We start from the raw sequence: 20,563 nt of genomic DNA, 5'->3' as shown, positions 1-20,563 counted from the left end.
TTTTCGGGCGACGGTCTGCCAATGAGCGTCGGTCGCCTGCTTTTATTGTGTGGGTGACCGCCACAGCATTGTGCAGCGACCTAAACCGATCATTTTGGTCGATATTCGTGACTGTTCCGGTGCCAGTCCCTGAGGTGGGCGGTGCTTTGCCTACAATCTCCCTAATGCTGCACAACCTCAACGCCCTGTTGGCACCGGCCTTGATGGAGCGCCTGGTCCTGGTGGTCAACCATGTCCTGTCGCGCGAACCCCAGGCCCTGGCGCGCCTGCTGGCCCACCAGGGACGGGTGCTGCGGCTGGAGCTCGAGAACCTGCCGCGCCTGCTGCAGCCGGCGCCCACGCTGGCCTTTTGCATCACGCCCGCCGGCCTGGTGGAGTGGTGTCGCGAGCCGGTCGACGCCGATCTGCGCGTGCGCCTGGATGCCGCCAACCCGGCCGCCCTGGCGCTGCAGGTGGTGGGCGGCAACATGCCGGCGCTGGACATCGACGGCGATGCGCAGCTGGCCACCGATGTCGACTGGCTGCTGAAGAACCTGCGCTGGGATGTCGCCGACGATCTGCAGCGCCTGTTCGGCCCGGTGGCGGCGCAGGAGATTCACCGCCTGGGCTCGCTGCTGGCGCGTGGCCTGCAGGCCGCGCTGCAGGGCGCGGCCGTGGTGGCTGGCCGCATGCGGTCGCGTTGACGGCCGCGCTTGGCCGTCGCCCGGATGCCGGCCTGACGGCGGGTCGCTGAAAGCGCAGTTTCATGGGGCATTTTTTTCGCCTGGCGTACATCGGCCTGACCGTGCTGCGCTTCGGTCTGGACCAGGTGGCGCTGTCGGGCTTTCGCCAGGGCTGGGTGCGCGCGCTGGTGCGGGTGGCCACCATCGGCCGCCGCCGCCGGCTCGATGCACCGCGTGGCGCGCGCCTGCGCATGGCGCTCGAGCGGCTGGGGCCGATCTTCGTGAAGTTCGGCCAGGTGCTCAGCACCCGGCGCGACCTGATGCCGCCCGACATCGCCGACGAGCTGGCGCTGCTGCAGGACAGGGTGCCGCCGTTTCCCGGCACGCAGGCTGTGGCGCTGATCGAGAAGGCCTTCGGTCGCCGGCTCGACGAGGTGTTTGCGCAGTTCGACACCACGCCGGTGGCCAGTGCCTCGATCGCCCAGGTGCATTTCGCCACGCTGCGCAATGCCGACGGCTCGCCCGGCCGCGAGGTGGCGGTGAAGGTGCTGCGCCCGGGCATGCTTGATGTCATCGAGCACGATCTCGGCCTGCTGTACTCGCTGGCCCGCGTGGTCGAGCGGGTCTGGGCCGATGGCAAGCGGCTCAAGCCCAAGGAGGTGGTGGCCGAGTTCGACACCTACCTGCACGACGAGCTCGACCTGGTGCGCGAGGCCGCCAATGCCGCGCAGCTGCGCCGCAACATGCAGGGCCTGGACCTGGTGCTGGTGCCCGAGATGGTGTGGGACTTCTGCACCCCCACCGTGATGGTGATGCAGCGCATGGACGGCGTGCAGATCAGCCAGATCGCCCGCCTGCGCGAGGCCGGTGTCGACATCCGCAAGCTGGCGCGCGATGGCGTCACGATCTTCTTCACCCAGGTCTTCCGCGACGGCTTCTTCCATGCCGACATGCACCCGGGCAACATCCAGGTCAGCATCGATCCGAAGAGCTTCGGGCGCTACATCGCGCTCGACTTCGGCATCGTCGGCACGCTGACTGACTGGGACAAGGAATACCTGGCGCAGAACTTCCTGGCCTTCTTCCGCCGCGACTACAAGCGCGTGGCCGAACTGCATGTGGAAAGCGGCTGGGTGCCGCCCAACACCCGGGTGGATGCGCTGGAAAGCGCCATCCGTGCGGTGTGCGAGCCGCATTTCGACCGGCCGCTGAAGGACATCTCGCTGGGCCAGGTGCTGATGCGCCTGTTCCAGACCTCGCGCCGCTTCAACGTCGAGATCCAGCCGCAGCTGGTGCTGCTGCAGAAGACCCTGCTCAACATCGAGGGCCTGGGCCGCCAGCTCGACCCCGAACTCGACCTGTGGAACACCGCCAAGCCCTTCCTGGAAACCTGGATGCAGCGCCAGGTGGGCTGGCCGGCCCTGGTGGAGCGGGTCAAGAACGAGGCGCCGCGCTACGCCCAGCTGCTGCCCGAGCTGCCGCGCCTGATGCACCAGGCGCTGCAGCGTGGCCGCGAGCCCGATCCCGCGCTGCTGGCCCTGGTGGCCGAGCAGCGGCGCACCAACCGGCTGCTGCAGGCGCTGCTGTACGGGGCCATCGGCTTCGTGGCGGGTGCGCTGGCGGCCCAGGTGCTGCTGCGCTGGCACTGATTCTGCTGAGGTGGCCGGCCACCCGGCGGCCAGCAACGGGCGGCCGCATCGATAATCCGGCGCGTTTCACTGGCCTGTCACCGTTGTTCGCCCGATCCGCATGAACACCACCCTGATCGTCTTCGTCGTGCTCTACCTGCTGGGCACCCTGGCACTCGGCATGTGGGCCGGCACGCGCATCAAGAACACCACCGATTTCGCCATCGCCGGGCGCAGCCTGCCGCTGATCATGGTGATCACCACCACCTTCGCCACCTGGTTCGGGGCCGAGACGGTGATGGGCATCCCGGCCAAGTTCGTGCAGGGCGGGCTCAATGCCATCGTCGAAGACCCCTTCGGCGCCGGCACCTGCCTGATCCTGGTGGGCCTGTTCTTCGCGGCCCGGCTCTACCGCATGAACCTGCTGACCATTGGCGACTTCTACCGCCAGCGCTACGGCAAGGGCATCGAGGTGTTCTGCTCAGGCGCCATCATCCTCAGCTACCTGGGCTGGGTGGCGGCGCAGATCACCGCGCTGGGCCTGGTGTTCAGCGTGCTGACCAACGGCGCCATGAGCGAGACCGCCGGCATGGTGGTGGGCACGCTGGCGGTGCTGATCTACGTGGTGGTGGGCGGCTTCCTGGCCGTGGCCTGGACCGACTTCATCCAGATGATCGTGCTGGTGGTGGGCATGAGCATCATCGCGGTGTTCTCGGCCGATCTGGCCGGCGGCGCCGGCGTGGTGTTCGACAAGATCGGCTCGCAGGACCTGTGGCGCTTTCTGCCCGAGCCGAGCTTCAACGACGTGGCGTTTTTCATCGCCGCGGCGGTGACCATGATGCTGGGCAGCATTCCGCAGCAGGACGTGTACCAGCGCGTGATGTCGGCCAAGGACGCCACCACGGCCCGCAACGGCGCGGTGATCGGCGGCGTCAGCTACATCCTGTTCGCCTTTGTGCCGATGTTCGTGGTGGCCAGCGCGGTGGTGGTGATGGGCGACGAGGCCATGACCATCGCCAAGGAGGACTACCAGCGCCTGCTGCCCACCTTCGTGATGAGCAAGATGCCGCTGGTGATGCAGATCCTGTTCTTCGGCGCGCTGCTGTCGGCGATCAAGAGCACCTCGTCGGCCACGCTGCTGGCGCCCAGCACCAGCTTCGTCGAGAACATTCTGAAGAACCTGCGCCCGCACATGGGCGACCGCCAGCAGCTGCGTGCGATGCGCGTGTCGATCGTGGCCTTTGCGGCCATCGTGCTGGCCTATGCCATCGCGATGAAGGGCACGCCGATCTACGACCTGGTGTCCTCGGCCTACCAGGTCACGCTGGTCGGCGCCTTCGTGCCGCTGGTCTTCGGCCTGTACTGGCAGCGCGCCACCACGCAGGGCGCCATCGTCTCGGTGGTGGCCGGCATTGCGGTGTGGGTGCTGTTCTTTCCGCAGATCAGCGGCCTGGGTGAGCAGTTTCCGGGCCAGCTGGCCGGCCTGCTGGCGGCGGCCGCCGGCATGGTGCTGGGCTCGCTGGCGCCGCAGTGGCTGCGCAACCGCCACGACGCCGATCACCACGTCAAGGGCTTGAATTAGGTCCATCCCCTGCGCGCTTCGCGCGGGCCTGATGGGGGCGCCGCCAGCGAACCGGCAGAGCCGGCTCGCGGCGGTTGCTGGGCCTGACCCAGGCATCTTGCTCGGCCCCTATAATTTAACGTTTTGCGTCAAGGGTTTAGCCATGCCGATCTACGCCTATCGCTGCACCGCCTGCGGCCATGCGAAGGACGTGCTGCAGAAGATGTCGGACCCGGTGCTGAGCACCTGTCCCGCCTGTGGTGCCGAAGCCTTCAGCAAGCAGCTGACGGCCGCCGGTTTCCAGCTCAAGGGTTCGGGCTGGTACGCCACCGATTTCAAGAGCAGCGGCAGCGCGCCGGCTGCCGCCGCAACCGGCACCGCGGCAGCGGCCGCACCGGGCAGCAGCGAGACCAAGGCTGCCGAGCCCAAGGCCGAGGCGGCCAGCAGCTCGGCACCGGCCGCCGGCGGCTGTGCCGGCTCTTGCGCCTGCCACTGAACCGACCGCTGCACCTGCCAGGATCAACGTGAAAAAGTACCTCGTCGCCGGCCTGCTCGTCTGGCTGCCGCTGGCCATCACCGTGTGGGTGATGCTGTGGCTGCTGGGCCTGATGGACGGCGTGTTCTCGTCGCTGCTGTCGGTGGGCAAGGCCGTGCTGCCGGTGAGCGCCGATGCCACCATCGAGCGCCTGCGCGACACGCGCTTCCTGGGCGCCGTGGTGATGCTGGCGCTGCTGCTGGTCACCGGTGTCTTCGCCACCAACATCTTCGGCCAGTGGTGGGTGCGGCAGTGGGATCGCGTGATGAACCGCATCCCGCTGGTCAAGTCGATCTACAGCTCGGTCAAGCAGGTTTCCGACACGCTGTTTTCCAGCAGCGGCAACGCTTTTCGCGAGGCCGTGCTGGTGCAGTACCCGCACCAGGGCTCGTGGACCATCGCCTTCGTCACCGGCCGGCCGGCCAGCGAGGTGGCGGCCCATCTCGATGGCGAGCACATCGGCCTGTACGTGCCGACCACGCCCAACCCGACCTCGGGCTTCTTCCTGATCATGCCGCGCAGTGCCATCCGGCCGCTGCACATGAGCGTGGACGAGGCGCTCAAGTACATCATCTCGATGGGTGTGGTGGCACCGCCGCCGCCCGCACCGCCGGCCCTGCCGGTGGCCGCTCGAAATTGACGGGGCCGGGCGCGGAAGGCTCTGCCCCCGGTCCTGACGGCCCACTGCCGGCCGCGCACTGACGCCTCGGTTCCACCCCGACACGAATCCTGCCTCTGCACCGGGGCCGCGCGCCAAGCGCCGCCCCGCCATCCGAATCTGCCTGGAGCAACAACCTCATGAGAACCACCTACTGCGGCCTGGTCAGCGAAGCCCTGATGGGCCAGACCGTCACCCTGATGGGTTGGGCCCACCGCCGCCGCGACCATGGCGGCGTGATCTTCATCGACCTGCGCGACCGCGAAGGCCTGGTGCAGATCGTCTGCGACCCCGACCGCGCCGAGATGTTCAAGACCTCCGAAGGCGTGCGCAACGAGTTCTGCCTGAAGGTGGTGGGCGTGGTGCGCGCGCGGCCCGAGGGCACGCACAACACCAACCTGGTGAGCGGCAAGATCGAGGTGCTGTGCCATGAGCTGGAGGTGCTCAACGCCAGCGTCACGCCGCCGTTCCCGCTGGACGACGAGAACCTCAGCGAAACCACGCGCCTGACCCACCGCGTGCTCGACCTGCGCCGCCCGGCGATGCAGAAGAACCTGATGCTGCGCTACCGCGTGGCCATCGAGGTGCGCAAGTTCCTCGACGAGCAGGGCTTCATCGACATCGAGACGCCGATGCTCACCAAGAGCACGCCCGAGGGCGCGCGCGACTACCTGGTGCCCAGCCGCGTGCACGACGGCGCGTTCTTCGCGCTGCCGCAATCGCCCCAGCTGTTCAAGCAGCTGCTGATGGTGGCCGGCTTCGACCGCTACTACCAGATCACCAAGTGCTTCCGCGACGAGGACCTGCGCGCCGACCGCCAGCCCGAGTTCACGCAGATCGACCTGGAAACCTCGTTCCTGGGCGAGGAGGAGATCCGCGCGATCACCGAGGCCATGATCCGCACCGTGTTCCGCAAGACCATGGGCCTGGAGCTGCCGGTGTACGTCGAAATGACCTATGCCGAGGCGATGTTCAAGTACGGCTCCGACAAGCCCGACCTGCGCGTCAAGCTCGAGTTCACCGAGCTGACCGACGTGATGAAGGACGTGGAGTTCAAGGTCTTCAGCACCCCGGCCAACAGCGGCACCGGCCGCGTGGTGGCGCTGCGCGTGCCGGGCGGCAGCGAGATGAGCCGCGGCGAGATCGACGCCTACACCGAGTTCGTCAAGATCTACGGCGCCAAGGGCCTGGCCTGGGTCAAGGTCAACGACATGGCCAAGGGCCGCGACGGCCTGCAGAGCCCGATCGTCAAGAACCTGTCCGACGGCGCGCTCGAGCAGACGCTGGCACGCACCGGTGCCCGCAATGGCGACCTGATCTTCTTTGGCGCCGACAAGGCCAAGGTGGTGAATGACGCCATCGGCGCGCTGCGCATCAAGATCGGCCACAGCGAGTTCGGCCGCAACCATGGCCTGTTCGAGGACAAGTGGGCGCCGCTGTGGGTGGTGGACTTCCCGATGTTCGAGCACGACGAGGAAAACGACCGCTGGGTGGCCGTGCACCATCCGTTCACCGCGCCCAAGGACGGCCATGAGGACTTCATGACCACCGACCCGGGCAAGTGCGTGGCCAAGGCCTACGACATGGTGCTCAACGGCTGGGAGATCGGCGGCGGCTCGGTGCGTATCCACCGTGCCGATGTGCAGGCCAAGGTCTTCGATGCCCTGAAGATCTCGCCGGAAGAGCAGCGCGTCAAGTTCGGCTTCCTGCTGGATGCCCTGCAGTACGGTGCCCCGCCGCACGGCGGCCTGGCCTTCGGCCTGGACCGCATTGCCACGCTGATGACCGGCGCCGAAAGCATCCGCGATGTGATCGCGTTCCCGAAGACCCAGCGCGCCCAGTGCCTGCTGACCGGCGCGCCGAGCATGGTCGACGAGAAGCAGCTGCGCGAGCTGCACATCCGGCTCAGGAACTCGCAAGCGGCGGCCTGACGGCTTGCCGCAGCTCCGGGGTTGCGTATAACATCCGTTATAACAATCCCGGAGCCCGCCATGCACGCCCTCAAGCTCACCCAGATCGGCAACTCGGTCGGCGTCATCCTGCCCAAGGAGGTGCTGGCGCGATTGAAGCTGGAGAAGGGGGACACGGTGTATGTCACCGAGACGCCCGATGGCTTTGCGCTGACGCCGCTGGACCCCAGCTTCGAGCAGCAGCTGGAGCTTGGCCGAGAGTTCATGCGCGAGTACCGCGACACCTTCCGCGCCCTGGCCAAGTGAGGCGGGCGTGACGACCACGTCCCGGCGCTGGATTGACCGCCGCCTGCTGGCGCTGCTGCACGACGAGAGTCTGGCCATGCACGGCGGCGCCTCGGGCCTGCGCGATGAGGGCTTGCTCGACTCGGCCCTGGCCCGGCCCGCCAATCTGGCCACCTATGGCGATCCGCCACCGGATCTGGCCGCGCTGACCGCCTGTTATGCGTATGGTCTGGCCAAGAACCATCCCTTCGTCGATGGCAACAAGCGCGCGGCCTTCCTGTCGGTTGGTTTGTTCCTCGGCCTGAACGGCCACCGATTGACTGCGTCCCAGGCCGAGGCCACCGTTGCCATGTTCGGCCTGGCCGGCGGTGAGTGGGACGAACCCACCTTCGCCGCCTGGCTGCGTGAGCACATTGCGCCGCGCTGATCCACTGACTTTGCTTATCGGAACCGCCATGACCACGCCCCAGCGCCCCGACGTCGACGTCCCGGCCATCGCGCCCGCGACACCCGTCGCCACCCACGACACCACGCGCATCGACGACACCCGCATCGCCGCGGTGCGCGCGTTGGTCTCGCCGGCCGTGCTGCTGGAGGAGCTGCCGGTCACGCCGGGCATCGAGGCCCTGGTCGAGCGCACCCGCCAGGCCATTGGCGCCGTGCTGCACGGGCGCGACGACCGCCTGGTGGCCGTGGTGGGCCCGTGCTCCATCCATGACCGCGCCGAGGCCTTGCACTACGCCCGCCTGCTCGAGCGCCTGGCGGCCGAACTGGCCGACGATCTGCTGATCGTGATGCGCGTGTATTTCGAGAAGCCGCGCACCACGGTGGGCTGGAAGGGCCTGATCAACGACCCGCGGCTCGACGGCAGCTTCCGCATCAACGAGGGCCTGCGCCTGGCGCGCGAGATCCTGCTCGAGATCAGTGCGTTGGGCCTGCCGGCCGGCACCGAGTTCCTGGATCTGCTGACGCCGCAGTACATGAGCGACCTGATCGCCTGGGGCGCCATCGGCGCGCGCACCACCGAGAGCCAGAGCCACCGCCAGCTGGCCTCGGGCCTGAGCTGCCCGGTGGGCTTCAAGAACGGCACCGACGGCGGCGTGCAGGTGGCCGCCGACGCGGTGGTGTCGGCAGGCGCGCCGCACAGCTTCATGGGCATGACCAAGATGGGCGTGGCGGCCATCTTCGAGACGCGCGGCAATGCCGATGGCCACATCATCCTGCGCGGCGGCAGCAAGGCGCCCAACTACGACGCCGCGGCCATCGAGGCGGCCTGCGCCGTGCTGCGCAAGGCCGGCCTGGCCGAGCGCGTGATGGTCGACTGCTCGCATGCCAACTCGGCCAAGCAGCACCGCCGCCAGATCGACGTGGCCGCCGACATCGGCACGCAGATCGCCGGCGGCGAGCGCCGCATCATGGGCGTGATGGTCGAAAGCCATCTGCACGAGGGCCGGCAGGATCTGAAGGCCGGCAGCGCGCCGACGCCCGGCGTGTCGATCACCGATGCCTGCATCGGCTGGGACGACACCGTGCCGCTGCTGCGCGGCCTGGCCGAGGCCGTGCGCGCGCGGCGCGCCAAGGGCTGAGTCGCCGGCATGAGCCGCCCGCCGAAGATTCCCGAGAGCGTGCTGGTGGTCATCCACACCCCGGCGCTGGAGGTGCTGCTGATCGAGCGCGCCGACCGCCCCGGCTACTGGCAAAGCGTGACCGGCAGCAAGGACGCCACCGACGAGCCGCTGCTCACTACCTGCATGCGCGAGGTGGCCGAGGAGACCGGCATCACCGTCGGCAGCGCCACCGTGCCACTGGCTGCCCTGCGCGACTGGCAACTGGCCAACGTCTACGAGATCTACCCGGTGTGGCGCCACCGCTATGCGCCGGGCGTCACGCACAACACCGAACATGTCTTCGGCCTCACGGTGCCAAGCGGCACGCCGGTGGTGCTGAGCCCGCGCGAGCACCTGCAGCACCAGTGGCTGCCCTGGCGCGAGGCGGCCGACCGCTGCTTCTCGCCCAGCAATGCCGAGGCCATCCTGCACCTGCCGCGCTGGCTGGGCGAGCGCGGCGGCTGACCCGGCATGTTGCCTGCCAGCTTTGCCTCGTCGCGCCACCACAGCCGCCTCAGCGGCCACAGCAGCCAGTTGCTGCGCGTGGCCACCTACAACATCCACAAGGGAGTGCGCGGCCTGGGCCTGCGCAAGCGGCTCGAGATCCACAACCTGGGCCTGGGCATCGAGGCGCTGGACGCCGACCTGGTGTGCCTGCAGGAGGTGCGGCTGTTTCACCACGCCGAGGCGCGGCGTTTTGCCCGCACCCACCTGGGCTGGCCCGAGCAGGGGCAGGCCGAGTTTCTGGCGCCCGAGGGCTACGAGGTGGCCTACCGCACCAATGCCACCACGCGCCACGGCGAGCACGGCAATGCGCTGCTCTCGCGCTGGCCGATCGGCGATGTGGGCCACCACGATGTCAGCGATCACCGCTTCGAGCAGCGCGGCCTGCTGCATGTGCCGGTGGTCTGGCAGGGCGTGGAGGTGCACGCCGTGGTGGTGCATTTCGGGCTGATCCATTCAAGCCGCGTGCGCCAGGTCGAGCGCCTGGCCGAGTTCATCGCCGCCGCGGTGCCGCCCGGTGCCCCGCTGCTGGTGGCGGGCGATTTCAACGACTGGGGCGAGAAGCTCGATGCGCCGTTCGCCCAGGCCGGTCTGACCCGCGCGCGCGCCGGCCACGAGCGCGCGCAGCGCACCTTCCCGAGCCGTGTGCCGGTGTTTGCGCTCGACCGCGTCTACACCCGCGGCCTGCACTGCGAATCGGCCACCGTGCCGCGCGGCGCCGGCTGGGCGCGCATGTCCGACCACCTGCCGCTGCTGGTGGAACTGCGGCTCGACTGAGCAGGGGAAGCCGGTTTGTCGCTGGTGCTCGTGCCGCCCCCCAACCCGACCTCCGATGGCGCCGGCGCCGCGCTGCACGCGCGCCTGACCGGCGGCAACCAGGTGGCGCTGCAGGCCGGCGGCGACGAGCTGTTTCCGGCCATGCTGCAGGCCATTGCCGGCGCGCGGCGCCAAGTCTGGCTGGCCACCTACATCTTCCACGACGACCCGGCCGCACAGGCCGTGGCCCAGGCCCTGGCCGACGCCGCGCGGCGCGGCGTGTGGGTGGGCGTGGTGGTCGACGGCTTCGGCAGCAAGGCCAGCCTGCCCACGCTGCGGCGCTGGCTGCACGACGACGGCGTGAACCTGGCCGTGTTCCGCCCGGTCGACCGCTGGTGGCGGCTGCTGCAGCCGGGCCAGTTGCGCCGCCTGCACCACAAGCTGTGCGTGGTGGACGGCGAGGTCGGCTTCGTTGGCGGCATCAATGTCATCGACGACCGCCACGACCTCAACCACGGCTGGTCCGACCGCCCGCGGCTCGACTTTGCCGTGATGCTGCACGGCCCGGTGGTGGCCCAGGTCGAGCAGACCGCGCGCGCGCTGTGGACCCGCGCCGCGCTCGGCGCCGACTGGCGCGACGAGGTGCAGCAGCTGCTGCGCAGCGCCGAGCCGCTGGCCCGGGCGCGCCGCATTGCCGGCCGGCTGCGCCTGCCGCGGGCCGAACGCCATGCCGCCGATCAGGCCCAGGCCCGCACCCAGGCCGCGCTGCCACCGATGCGCGCGCTGCTGCTGGTGCGCGACAACCTGCGCCAGCGCCGCGCCATCGAGCTGGCCTACATCGACGCCATCCGCGGCGCGGCCAGCCGTGTCGACATCGTCTGCCCCTACTTCTATCCCGGCCAGCGCTTTCGCCGCGTGCTGCGCCAGGCCGCGCAGCGCGGTGTGCGCGTGCGCCTGCTGCTGCAGGGCAAGGCCGATTACCGCTTTGCCGCGCTGGCCGCCCAGGTGCTCTACGACGAGCTGCTGGCCGTGGGCGTGCAGGTCTACGAGTACACCCCGGCCTTCCTGCATGCCAAGGTGGCGGTGATCGACGACGACTGGGCCACGGTGGGCAGCTCCAACATCGATCCGCTGAGCCTGCTGCTCAACCTCGAGGCCAATGTGGTGGTGCACGACGCCGGCTTTGCCGGCGAGCTGGCGCTGCGTTTCGAGGCCGCGGTGCAGGTCTCGCGCGAGGTGCTGCGGCCGCCGGCCGGCACCGGCGGCTGGGCCATGCTGCGCCGCAGCTTCGTGGCCTGGACGGCGCACTGGTTCCTGCGCCTGGCCGGCATGAGCGGGCGCTACTAGTCCAGTGAAACGGAGAAATCGGATGTGCGTGGGTACCTGTCAGGGGCGCCATCTAGGCGCCGGGCGCAGCCGGGTTGGACACCCGGCGAGCACCGGCAACGACGAGGGCTCCCCTGACAGGTGCCCACCCTGCGGGCAGGGGTCTGGCAGGGCATGCGCCGGTGTTGCAACCCTTGCCCAGGCGTTCAGCCTGGGCTGCGGGCCGCGCCTTGTCGCCTGCCCTGCCAAACCCCTGCGCACATCCGATTTCTCCGTTTCACTGGACTAGATGGCCAGGCGGCGAGGCAGCGGCTGCGTCGGGTGCCGGGCGGGCGCGGTGTGCCGCCATCCGTTGCCTGAGCGGGGTCGCCAGCGATGAGCCCGATGGCCGGTGACCTGGTGGTCGAGCGTCCACAGGGCCTGTACTGCCCGCCCGGCGACTTCTACATCGACCCCTGGCGGCCGGTGGCGCGCGCCGTGATCACCCATGCCCATGCCGACCATGCCCGCGCCGGCCATGGCCAGGTGCTGGCCAGCGCCATCAGCGAAGGCCTGCTGCGCAGCCGCCTGGGCGCCGGGCTCAACTTCCAGGGCCTGGCCTATGGCGAGACCGTCACCCACAAGGGCGTGGCCATCAGCCTGCACCCGGCCGGCCATGTGCTGGGCTCGGCCCAGGTGCGGCTGGCCCATGGGGGCCGGGTGTGGGTGGCCTCGGGCGACTACTTCCTCAGCGCGCACGACGAGCACAACCCCACCTGCGCGCCCTTCGAGCCGGTGCGCTGCCACTGCTTCATCACCGAAAGCACCTTCGGCCTGCCGGTCTACCGCTGGGCGCCGCAGGCCAGCGTGTTGGCCGAGATCAACGCCTGGTGGCGCAGCAATGCCGCCGCCGGCCGGCCCAGCCTGTTGATGGCCTACAGCCTGGGCAAGGCCCAGCGCCTGCTGGCCGGGGTGGACGCCAGCATCGGCCCGATCGTCGTCCATGGCGCCATGGCCCCGCTCAACCAGGCCTACCGCGACGCCGGCGTGCCGCTGCCGCCCACCCACACCCTCGACGCCCTGGCCGGCACCACCGCCGCACGGCGGGCCGCGGCCCATGCCGCACCGGCCTTGCCGGCGCTGGCCGGTGCGCTGGTGCTGGCCCCACCGGCCGTGCAGGGCAGTGCCTGGGCGCGCCGGCTGGGCGAGTTCAGCGACGCCTTTGCCAGCGGCTGGATGCAGCTGCGCGGCGCCCGCCGGCGCCAGGGCGTCGACCGCGGCTTCGTGCTGAGCGACCATGCCGACTGGCCCGGCCTGCAGCGCGCCATCCGCGCCACCGGCGCCGAGCGCGTGATCGTCACCCACGGCGAAGAAGCGGTGATGGTGCGCTGGCTGCGCGAGCAGGGGCTGGACGCCGGCTCGTTTCGCACCGAGTTCGGCCACGAAGACGGCCCGCCGGCCGCCACGGCGCCGTCAGCGCCACCAGAGCCACCGGCGCCACCAGCGCCTGCCGCGGATCTGCCGGATCACCCCGCGCGCGCCAACCCCAACCCCGACCCCGGCCGCCGCTGATGCGCCGCTTCGCCGCCCTGTACGCCGCGCTCGATGCCAGCACCAGCACCGAGGCCAAGGTGGCCGCGATGGTGGCCTACCTGGCCGAGGCACCGGCGGCCGATGCGGCCTGGGCGGTGTTTTTCCTGGCCGGCGGCCGGCCGCGGCAGACCGTGCCCACCGCGCTGCTGCGCAGCGAAGCCCGGGCCGCCGCCGGCATCCCCGAGTGGTTGTTCGAGGCCAGCTACCAGGCCGTCGGCGATCTGGCCGAAACCATCGCCCATCTGCTGCCACCGCCCGGGCACGCCAGCGCGCTGGGCCTGGCCGACTGGTTGACGCAGCGCCTGCTGCCGCTGCGCGGCGCGGCGCCCGAGGCGCAGGCCGCCCAGTTGCGCGCCTGGTGGCACGAGCTGACGCCGGCCGAGCGCTTCGTGCTGATCAAGCTGATTGGCGGGGGCTTTCGCGTGGGCGTCAGCAAGCTATTGGTGCAGCGTGCACTGGCGCGCCACGCCGGCCTGCCCGCCGCCCTGGTGGCGCAACGCATGATGGGCTATGCCGACGCCCGCGCCCAGCCCGACGCCGACGCGCTGCTGGCCCTGCTGGCCGCCGCCGATGCCCCGGGGCAGCGCGATCTGGGCCAGCCCTATCCGTTCTACCTGGCCCATGCGCTGGAGCCGGCCGCCGACACGCCCGAGGCCCTGACCACGCGCCTGGGCGCCGCCGCGCAATGGCTGGCCGAGTGGAAGTACGACGGCATCCGCGCGCAGCTGGTGCGCCGCGGCAGCGGCCCCGCGGCCGGCGTGTGGCTGTGGTCGCGCGGCGAAGAGCTGATGGCCGGCCGCTTCCCCGAGGTGGAACAGGCCGCCGCCACACTGCCGGCCGGCACCGTGCTCGACGGCGAGTTGCTGGTCTGGCCGGCCGGCGACGCGCGACCGGCGCCGTTCCAGCGTCTGCAAACCCGCATCCAGCGCAAGACCCTCACCCGCCGGCTGCTGGCCGATACGCCGGTGGTCTTCGTGGCCTACGACCAACTCGAGGCCGATGGCACCGACCTGCGCGGCTGGCCCCAGCACCAGCGCCGTGCCCGGCTCGAAGCCGAGCTGGCGGCCTGGCACGCCCGTGCGGCCGATGGCGCTTCCGCCGCCGCCGTGCATACCGCCGTGCTGCGCCTGTCGCCGCTGCTGCCGGTGGCGCCTGCCGGTGGCGATGGTCATCCGCTGCCGGACACCTGGGCCACCTGGGCCGCCCAGCGCGCCGGCAGCCGCGAGCGCGGCGTCGAAGGCCTGATGCTCAAGCACCGCGACGCGCCCTATGGCAGCGGCCGCACCAAGGCCGCCGGTCTGGTGGCTGGCGGCTGGTGGAAGTGGAAGGTGGCGCCGTTCACGGTGGACGGCGTGCTGATCTACGCCCAGGCCGGTCATGGCCGCCGCGCCGGGCTCTACACCGACTACACCTTCGCCGTGTGGAACCGCCCGCCGCGTGATGCCGCCGAGGCCGCAGCGGTGGTCGAGGCCATCGCCCGGCGCGAGCCCGCCGAGCCCGGCGCGCTGCAGCTGGTGCCCTTCACCAAGGCCTATTCGGGGCTCAGCGACGCCGAGTTCGCGGCCGTCGACCGCGTGATCCGCGCCCACACACTCGAAAAGTTTGGCCCGGTGCGCAGCGTGCGCCCCAGCCTGGTGCTGGAACTGGGCTTCGAGGGCCTGCAGCGCAGCCCGCGGCACAAGAGCGGCATCGCGCTGCGCTTTCCGCGCATGCTGCGCCTGCGGCCCGACAAGCCCCTGCACGAGGCCGACGCCCTGCCGGCCCTGCTGGCACTGCTTGAACCGGGTGGTACCCCATCCCCGGGATGCGGGTGACAATCGTGACAAGCGCGTGGCATTTCACGCGGCGCTGGCCACGCTAGGGGTAGGCGGGTTGAGTGCAGCATGTCAAGGCGGCTATCATCGACCTCAATCGTTTGATCGTGACGGATTCCTGCACAGGCCTCACTTCGTGAAATCCAGCACGCTATTTGCCGCGTCCATGCGCTGGCGGCCCCAGTCCGGCAGCATGCTGGTCCAGAGCCCCCGCATCGACCTGTTGCCGGATGGTTCGGCTGGGCCGAGGCATTTCAAGATCAAGGCGGCCGACACCCAGGGCCGTCGCGGCCTGGTCGACAGCCTGCTGAAAAACCGCTACGGCTGGCGCGGCTACAAGGAAGTGCGCCTGCCCACCGACCAGTCGGTGCACCGCTTCACGCTGGTGGCGGTGGAAGACGACAACACCATCGGCACCATCACCGTGGTCATGGACGGCGGCGACAACCGCCTGAGCGTCGACGACGCCTTCGTGCCCGAGGTGAACGCACTGCGCGCCCAGGGCCGCCGCATCTGCGAGTTCACCAAGCTGGCCGTCGATCCCACGGTGGGCACCAAGCGCGTTCTGGCCACGCTGTTCCATGTGGCCCACATCGTGGCGCACCGCATCCGCGGCTTCGACATGCTGCTGATCGAGGTCAACCCGCGGCATGTGCGCTACTACGAGCGCATGCTCGGTTTCCGCGTGCTGGCCAGCGAGCGCATGAACCGCTCGGTGAACGCACCGGCGGTTCTGCTGGGCGTCGAGTTTTCGTACGTGATGGAGCAGATCGGCGCACTCTCGGGCCAGCCCGAGCGTCTGGCCACCGAGCGGTCGCTGTACCCGGGTTTCATGTCGCTGACCGAAGAAGCCGGTGTGCTCAGCCGCATGCTGGCCAAGCAGGCGCAGGTGCAGCGCACGCTGGACGATCAGGCCGACAGCGCCCAGCGCGTGCCGCCGGCGTCTGATTTCCAGGCCTCGGACCTGCTCACCTGAGCCTTCTGGCGTCTGCGTTCAGGCGCCTCAAGCGACACCTTCAAGACCGTCACGCGTCACGCGCTGAGCGCTGCGCGGGGCACGCAGCCCGCAGCGACTGGACAAGCTCAGCGCTGCGGCGCGCTGGCCGGCACCGGCTTCGCGATTGCAGCGCCAGGCCGCGGTGCCGAGACCCACGGCAGCACCATCACCAGCAGCAGGCTGGCCGCCAGCCACGAGGCCAGCACCCGCGGCACCACCGGGCCGATGCGCAGCCGTTGGCGGACCCAGCGTGCGCCAATGGCGGTGTAGGTGATGGTCAGCGACACGCCCAGGGCCACGCCGGCCGTCCAGCCCAGCGCGTCCAGGCCGCGCAGCGTGCCCGCCGGGCTGGCCAGGGCGGCGCCCAGCAGGGTCAGGCCGCAGGCCAGCGGCGCCAGCCGGGCCGTGGCGGGCCGCGGCGTGGCCAGGTCGGTCACGGTGGCCAGGGCCATCAGCAGGCCCAGGCCCTGCAACAGGCGCTCGGGCAGGCCGCTGTCGGCAATGGGCAGGCCCTGGCCCGACAGCAGCGCTGCCAGCATCGCCAAGCCGAAGCAGCCGGCACCGGCCAGCAGGCTGCGCAGTTCGTCGGTGCGCTGCAGGCTCAGTGTGGCCAGCCACAGGCCCAGGGCCAGCAGGGCCAGCAGTTGCGAGGGCTCGGTCCAGGCATGGATGACGCCGTTCCAGAACGCGCCCAGGCCTTGGGTCGAGCCATGCGCCAGTGCGGTGTCGGGCACCAGCCAGGCCAGCCAGGCCAGGCCGGTCAAGCGTGTCAGACCGGCCAGGCGCGATGGTGCCCAGGCGTCCGGGCCGGCCGGCCGCCCTGACCGCTTCACGCAGGCCTGAGCGCTCATCGTCCCACCAGGAAGGCCAGGCCCACCAGGGCGATCAGCAGGCCGGTGCCGCGCACCGCCCAGCGGCCGGCCGGCCAGCGCACCAGCAGGCCCAGGCCGATGCCGGCCACATGCAGCAGGCCGGTGCTGACCACGAAGCCGATGCTGTAGGCCAGTGCGTTGGCGGCCGCCGGCAGCTCGGCGCCATGGGCGTGGCCGTGGAAGATGGCAAAGGCCCCCACGATCAGCGCGGCCACCGGCAGCGGCGGGCGCGCCGCCAGCGCCACCATCAGGCCCAGCACGATGCCCGAGACGGCGATGCCCACCTCCACCGAAGGCAGCGGCACCTGCGCCATGCCGAGCACGCCGCCCACCGCCATCACCAGCGGAAACACCACCGGCAGCAGCCACACGGCGCGCGGGCCCAGGAAGGCGCCCCACAGGCCCACGGCCACCATGGCCACCAGGTGATCGAGGCCCAGCAGCGGATGCAGCATGCCGGCCAGCAGGCCACCGCCGATGCCGGCGGCGTCTTCGCTGTGCGCCTGGGCCAGCAAGGGCAAGGTGCCCAGGCCGAGCGCCAGCCAGGTGGGCATGCCCACGCGATGGCGCTGCATTCAGAACCCCAGCTTCATGGTCAGGCGCAGCGTGCGCGGTTCGGCCGGATGCACGTGGCGGCCGGTCCAGGCGTCCTGGCCCGGCAGCTGGGATTCGTAGTGGTACTGGATGTCATAGACCTTGCGGTTGAACAGGTTGAACACGTCCAGCGTCAGCTCGCTGCTGCGCCCCAGCCCCCAATGGGCCGGCAGACTGTAGTTGAAGCGCAGGTTGGTGGTGATGGCCGAGTCGCTGCGTACGCTGTTGTCCTCGACCAGCGCACCCGAGCCCAGGTAGCGCCAGTTCAGGCTGGCGTTCCACGGGCCCAGCTTGCGCAGCGTGGCGGCCAGCGAGGCCACGCGGTCCACCGCATTGGGAATGCGGTCGCCATTGGCAAAGCGGGCGTGGGTCCAGGCCAGGTCGGCGTCGAGCAGCAGCCAGGGCAGCGGCTGCCAGCGATTGTTGAATTCGACGCCGTGGCGCCGGCTGGCGCCGGCGGCCTCGGTGGCACCGGCATCGCCAACGTAGACCAGCTCGGAGTCGGCGTTCAGCCGCCACAGCGCCAGCGAGCTCTGCAGCCCCGGCAAGGCCTCGGTGCGCAGGCCCAGCTCCCAGCCGCGGCTGGCGGCCAGCGGCGGCACCGGGTCGGTGGCGTCACCGGTTCTGGGATCGGTGCGGATGGTGGTGCCACGCGCGTCGTTGCTGTGCATGCCGCGGCCGGCGTTGACGAAGAACTCGGTCTTGCCCAGCGGTGCAAACGGCCCCAGCACCAGCGAGCCGCGGGGTGACCATTGCGTGGCGGCGGCGCTGCCCGAGTTGTCGGCCAGGCTCAGGCTGTGCACGCGGGCCTCGACGCGGTCGGCACGCAGGCCGAACACGCCGCGCAGCCAGGGCGCGAACTCCAGCGACGTCTGGCCGTACAGCCCGGCCAGGCTTTCGCGGATGCGGTCGTCGCGCGTGGTGCCAAGCACCTGGCGGGCCTGGGTGTCGTACAGGCCCACGCGGATGCGGTCATGGCGCAGCTGGGCGCCGAACTCGCTGCGTGCGTTCAGGCCGCCCAGCGCATGGCCGAAGGCATGGCTGGCGCCCAGGCCGTAGACGCTGCGCCGGTCGCGCTGCTCGAACTGGTCGCCGGTGTCGGGCCGCTCCAGTGCAAAGCTGAAGTTCGACCACAGCTGCAGCGCATAGCGCATGGCGTAGGCCGACACGCGGGTGGTGCCGGCGGCGCTTTGCCGGTGCCACTCACCCGACAGGCTGTAACGCGAGGTGTCGCCGCCATCGCTGGCATCAACCGCGTCAAAGCGCCCGAACGGCCGGCCATCCAGGCTGCCGCCGATCAGGTTCTCGGGCACCTGGTCAGTGGCCGTCCAGCGCGCCGAATAGGCCATGGCGCTGGCCTGCCAGCCCTGCGCGGGCGTGCCGCCACTGAGCGTGAACACGCCGTTGCGGCGCTTCAGGCCCTCGGGCACTGTCCAGGGGCCGTCATTGCCCATCCACTCGAGGGCGGCCAACGCGGTGATGCCGGGCTGCAGCTCGGTGGAGCCGGCGGCCACGGCGCGCTGGTAGCCGCGCTGGCCGAGCGAAAGCTGTACCCACGGTGCATCCAGCCGGGTGCGGTAGGCGATGTCGGCCGCGCCGGCGGCCGAGAAGTCGCCGCCCTTGGCGAAGTAAGGGCCCTTGCGGTAGGCAATGCGATCCACCAGCTCGGGCAGCAGGAAGTTCAGGTCGGTGTAGCCCTGGCCATGGCCGTGGCTGGGCATGTTGACCGGCATGCCGTTGACGCTGGTGGCGAAATCGGTGCCGTGGTCGAGGTTGAAGCCGCGCAGGAAGTACTGGTTGGCCTTGCCGTCGCCCGAGTGCTGGGTGACGATGACGCCCGGCACGAACTCGAGCACCTCGCCCGGCCGCAGGGCCGGCCGGCTTTTCAGCAGCTCGGCGCGGATGGTGCCTTGCGAGGCCGCGTCGCTGCTGCCCACCGCGTTGTCGTAGTGCTGGCCAACGATCTGCACCTGCTGGGGCTTGGCGCTGGCGGCCGTGGTGATGACGTCGGTGGCCGTGGCGCCCGTGGCGCTCATGGTGCCCGTGGTGCCTGTGGTTCCCGTGGCGGTTTGCGCGGTCGCCCAGGCCGGCAGCAGGCCCAGCGCGATGCAGCAGGCCAAGTGGCGGGCATGGCGGGCGTGGCGGGTGTGCCGGGGGCCGGGTTGGGCGCGGGTTGCGGTCAATGCCCGGCTGGGCCGGGGGTGGCGCCGCAGCGCGCGGTGCAAGGTCTGGCAAGTCATGGTCGGTTTCGTGTGGTTCGACGGTGCCTGCAGCGGCGGCGGCCCGCACCGCTGCCGGTGGCAGGTGGCGCGGCCGCGCGCAGGCAGGCCGTGGCCGAGGCGTTGTGCGGCCTCGGCCCGCTCGATGCGAGCGTCGTGTTGTGTGGAGCCCCAGGCCAAGCCGCCGCCACGCGGGGCGGGCGGTGGGCAAGCCGGGTTGTGGGCCGCCACGCGGTGCGCGCAGCGGCCGGCATGCGCCGGCGCCGGGGTCAGGGCCCTGGCCGCCAGGCGCACAGCACCCAATCAGGCGATTGGCGGGTCGATGGGCGGCAAGGGCAGGGCGCTGCGCCAGGGCGCGGCCTGGCTTGCGGGCCAGCGGCCGTTGGCCAGCGACCCGGGCGGCCACAGGCAGCAGGGGCCGAGCGCCGGCAACAGCGTGGCGGCACCGATGGCGGCGGCGGCCTCCAGATCGGCCAGCGTTGTCGCCGCGGCCGGGCTGGGCGAGGGGCCGACGGCGCGCACGCTGCGGTCGTCGGCCTCGTGCCAGTGGCGCAGCACGCCGGCATGTGCGTGCGTTGGCGCGCTGGCGCTGGCGCTGGCGTTGGTGCTGGTGGCCTGGGCAGGCGTTTTGCCGTGCGCATGGCCATGGCCCTGCACCGCCAGGCCCAGCGCATGCGCGCTGTCGTGGGCGCGGTCACTCAGCGCGCGGATCTGGCCCAGCCAGCCCTGCAATGAGCTGAACGCCGGTGCCAGCGCCTGGGCACCCGACTGCCACACGCCGGCGCCTTGCGCGGCCGGTGCATGCCAGTGCGCCGGGCCCACGACGCGCAGCGTGGCCGCCGAGCAGGCGTACACCCACAGTGCGGCGACCAGCAGGCACAGCAGCGCGGGATGGCTGGCCCGTGCGCGATGCCCGGCCAGGGCGGGGCGCGGCGGCATGGGCTGCTGGCGGGCAGGGCGGCGCATGGCGTGCCGAGGCTCAGGCCACAAGCGGCCGGTGGGCCACGCGGTGCATGGCGCAGGGGATGACGGGGTGCTGGAACACGGTGCGGCCGATTGTGCC

At 70.8% G+C, this 20,563-nt stretch carries 19 protein-coding genes; 15 read left to right on the top strand and 4 right to left on the bottom strand.

The annotated features are described in order from the left end of the window. Positions 1 to 164: 164 nt before the first annotated feature. The 15 genes from N4G63_RS11650 (at position 165) to N4G63_RS11580 (ending at position 15,794) form a co-directional block, all read left to right on the top strand. A complete protein-coding gene (locus N4G63_RS11650) occupies positions 165 to 683 on the top strand; it encodes an SCP2 sterol-binding domain-containing protein (RefSeq protein ID WP_260788574.1) in 519 nt (172 codons plus the stop codon). A 62-nt stretch (positions 684 to 745) separates the two neighbouring features. Then, positions 746 to 2,311: a ubiquinone biosynthesis regulatory protein kinase UbiB gene (gene ubiB, locus N4G63_RS11645; protein ID WP_314599700.1), complete on the top strand. Its 1,566-nt coding sequence runs from the start codon at positions 746 to 748 to the stop codon at positions 2,309 to 2,311. Positions 2,312 to 2,411: 100 nt separating this feature from the next. Beyond that, positions 2,412 to 3,872: a high affinity choline transporter 1 gene (locus tag N4G63_RS11640; RefSeq protein WP_260788573.1), complete on the top strand. Its 1,461-nt coding sequence runs from the start codon at positions 2,412 to 2,414 to the stop codon at positions 3,870 to 3,872. 142 nt (positions 3,873 to 4,014) lie between these two features. Further along, positions 4,015 to 4,347: an FmdB family zinc ribbon protein gene (locus tag N4G63_RS11635; protein WP_260788572.1), complete on the top strand. Its 333-nt coding sequence runs from the start codon at positions 4,015 to 4,017 to the stop codon at positions 4,345 to 4,347. A 28-nt stretch (positions 4,348 to 4,375) separates the two neighbouring features. Next, on the top strand, positions 4,376 to 5,026 hold the full coding sequence (locus tag N4G63_RS11630) for a DUF502 domain-containing protein (RefSeq protein WP_260788571.1): 651 nt from the start codon (positions 4,376 to 4,378) through the stop codon (positions 5,024 to 5,026). Positions 5,027 to 5,184: 158 nt separating this feature from the next. Then, complete coding sequence (aspS, locus tag N4G63_RS11625) at positions 5,185 to 6,975, top strand: aspartate--tRNA ligase (protein WP_260788570.1); 1,791 nt, start codon at positions 5,185 to 5,187, stop codon at positions 6,973 to 6,975. Positions 6,976 to 7,035: 60 nt separating this feature from the next. Further along, positions 7,036 to 7,260 carry an AbrB/MazE/SpoVT family DNA-binding domain-containing protein gene (locus tag N4G63_RS11620; protein ID WP_260788569.1) on the top strand — a complete coding sequence of 75 codons (225 nt, stop codon included), beginning with the start codon at positions 7,036 to 7,038 and terminating at the stop codon, positions 7,258 to 7,260. Positions 7,261 to 7,267: 7 nt separating this feature from the next. After that, positions 7,268 to 7,666 carry a type II toxin-antitoxin system death-on-curing family toxin gene (locus N4G63_RS11615; protein WP_260788568.1) on the top strand — a complete coding sequence of 133 codons (399 nt, stop codon included), beginning with the start codon at positions 7,268 to 7,270 and terminating at the stop codon, positions 7,664 to 7,666. 28 nt (positions 7,667 to 7,694) lie between these two features. Beyond that, entirely contained in the window at positions 7,695 to 8,825 is a 1,131-nt protein-coding gene (locus N4G63_RS11610) for a 3-deoxy-7-phosphoheptulonate synthase (protein ID WP_314599699.1), read from the top strand. A gap of 9 nt (positions 8,826 to 8,834) precedes the next feature. Beyond that, positions 8,835 to 9,311, top strand: coding sequence for a dihydroneopterin triphosphate diphosphatase (gene nudB / locus N4G63_RS11605; protein WP_260788566.1), 477 nt, complete (start codon positions 8,835 to 8,837; stop codon positions 9,309 to 9,311). A 6-nt stretch (positions 9,312 to 9,317) separates the two neighbouring features. Continuing rightward, positions 9,318 to 10,127, top strand: a complete 810-nt coding sequence (locus N4G63_RS11600; protein WP_260788565.1) for an endonuclease/exonuclease/phosphatase family protein — start codon at positions 9,318 to 9,320, stop codon at positions 10,125 to 10,127. Positions 10,128 to 10,148: 21 nt separating this feature from the next. After that, complete coding sequence (gene clsB, locus N4G63_RS11595; RefSeq protein ID WP_443112047.1) at positions 10,149 to 11,453, top strand: cardiolipin synthase ClsB; 1,305 nt, start codon at positions 10,149 to 10,151, stop codon at positions 11,451 to 11,453. Positions 11,454 to 11,807: 354 nt separating this feature from the next. Next, a complete protein-coding gene (locus N4G63_RS11590; RefSeq protein ID WP_443112030.1) occupies positions 11,808 to 12,983 on the top strand; it encodes a ligase-associated DNA damage response exonuclease in 1,176 nt (391 codons plus the stop codon). Next, entirely contained in the window at positions 12,983 to 14,818 is a 1,836-nt protein-coding gene (locus tag N4G63_RS11585) for an ATP-dependent DNA ligase (RefSeq protein ID WP_314599698.1), read from the top strand. Before N4G63_RS11590 ends, N4G63_RS11585 begins: the two co-directional genes overlap by 1 nt. A gap of 193 nt (positions 14,819 to 15,011) precedes the next feature. Continuing rightward, positions 15,012 to 15,794: an N-acyl amino acid synthase FeeM domain-containing protein gene (locus tag N4G63_RS11580; protein WP_260788562.1), complete on the top strand. Its 783-nt coding sequence runs from the start codon at positions 15,012 to 15,014 to the stop codon at positions 15,792 to 15,794. Between the two features lie 107 nt (positions 15,795 to 15,901). On the opposite strand, the gene N4G63_RS11575 is transcribed toward N4G63_RS11580, so the two are convergent. The 4 genes from N4G63_RS11575 to N4G63_RS11560 form a co-directional block, all read right to left on the bottom strand. Beyond that, complete coding sequence (locus N4G63_RS11575; protein ID WP_260788561.1) at positions 15,902 to 16,579, bottom strand: hypothetical protein; 678 nt, start codon at positions 16,577 to 16,579, stop codon at positions 15,902 to 15,904. 83 nt (positions 16,580 to 16,662) lie between these two features. Beyond that, positions 16,663 to 17,262: a HupE/UreJ family protein gene (locus tag N4G63_RS11570; protein ID WP_260788560.1), complete on the bottom strand. Its 600-nt coding sequence runs from the start codon at positions 17,260 to 17,262 to the stop codon at positions 16,663 to 16,665. Continuing rightward, entirely contained in the window at positions 17,263 to 19,317 is a 2,055-nt protein-coding gene (locus N4G63_RS11565) for a TonB-dependent receptor (protein ID WP_260788559.1), read from the bottom strand. 486 nt (positions 19,318 to 19,803) lie between these two features. After that, on the bottom strand, positions 19,804 to 20,466 hold the full coding sequence (locus tag N4G63_RS11560; protein WP_314599697.1) for a hypothetical protein: 663 nt from the start codon (positions 20,464 to 20,466) through the stop codon (positions 19,804 to 19,806). Positions 20,467 to 20,563 lie beyond the last annotated feature (97 nt).

Origin of the sequence: Aquabacterium sp. OR-4, from assembly GCF_025290835.2 — a bacterium.
GTDB lineage: Bacteria > Pseudomonadota > Gammaproteobacteria > Burkholderiales > Burkholderiaceae_C > Pseudaquabacterium.
This window is presented reverse-complemented; position numbering and strand designations above follow the sequence as displayed.

Excerpts from the sequence above, each read along its gene's own strand:
- N4G63_RS11650 (WP_260788574.1), top strand. The coding sequence starts at position 165 with ATGCTGCACAACCTCAACGCCCTGTTGGCACCGGCCTTGATGGAGCGC.
- ubiB (WP_314599700.1), top strand. The coding sequence starts at position 746 with ATGGGGCATTTTTTTCGCCTGGCGTACATCGGCCTGACCGTGCTGCGC.
- N4G63_RS11640 (WP_260788573.1), top strand. The coding sequence starts at position 2,412 with ATGAACACCACCCTGATCGTCTTCGTCGTGCTCTACCTGCTGGGCACC.
- N4G63_RS11635 (WP_260788572.1), top strand. The coding sequence starts at position 4,015 with ATGCCGATCTACGCCTATCGCTGCACCGCCTGCGGCCATGCGAAGGAC.
- aspS (WP_260788570.1), top strand. The coding sequence starts at position 5,185 with ATGAGAACCACCTACTGCGGCCTGGTCAGCGAAGCCCTGATGGGCCAG.
- N4G63_RS11620 (WP_260788569.1), top strand. The coding sequence starts at position 7,036 with ATGCACGCCCTCAAGCTCACCCAGATCGGCAACTCGGTCGGCGTCATC.
- N4G63_RS11610 (WP_314599699.1), top strand. The coding sequence starts at position 7,695 with ATGACCACGCCCCAGCGCCCCGACGTCGACGTCCCGGCCATCGCGCCC.
- nudB (WP_260788566.1), top strand. The coding sequence starts at position 8,835 with ATGAGCCGCCCGCCGAAGATTCCCGAGAGCGTGCTGGTGGTCATCCAC.
- N4G63_RS11600 (WP_260788565.1), top strand. The coding sequence starts at position 9,318 with ATGTTGCCTGCCAGCTTTGCCTCGTCGCGCCACCACAGCCGCCTCAGC.
- N4G63_RS11590 (WP_443112030.1), top strand. The coding sequence starts at position 11,808 with ATGAGCCCGATGGCCGGTGACCTGGTGGTCGAGCGTCCACAGGGCCTG.
- N4G63_RS11585 (WP_314599698.1), top strand. The coding sequence starts at position 12,983 with ATGCGCCGCTTCGCCGCCCTGTACGCCGCGCTCGATGCCAGCACCAGC.
- N4G63_RS11580 (WP_260788562.1), top strand. The coding sequence starts at position 15,012 with ATGCTGGTCCAGAGCCCCCGCATCGACCTGTTGCCGGATGGTTCGGCT.
- N4G63_RS11570 (WP_260788560.1), bottom strand. The coding sequence starts at position 17,262 with ATGCAGCGCCATCGCGTGGGCATGCCCACCTGGCTGGCGCTCGGCCTG.
- N4G63_RS11565 (WP_260788559.1), bottom strand. The coding sequence starts at position 19,317 with ATGAGCGCCACGGGCGCCACGGCCACCGACGTCATCACCACGGCCGCC.
- N4G63_RS11560 (WP_314599697.1), bottom strand. The coding sequence starts at position 20,466 with ATGCGCCGCCCTGCCCGCCAGCAGCCCATGCCGCCGCGCCCCGCCCTG.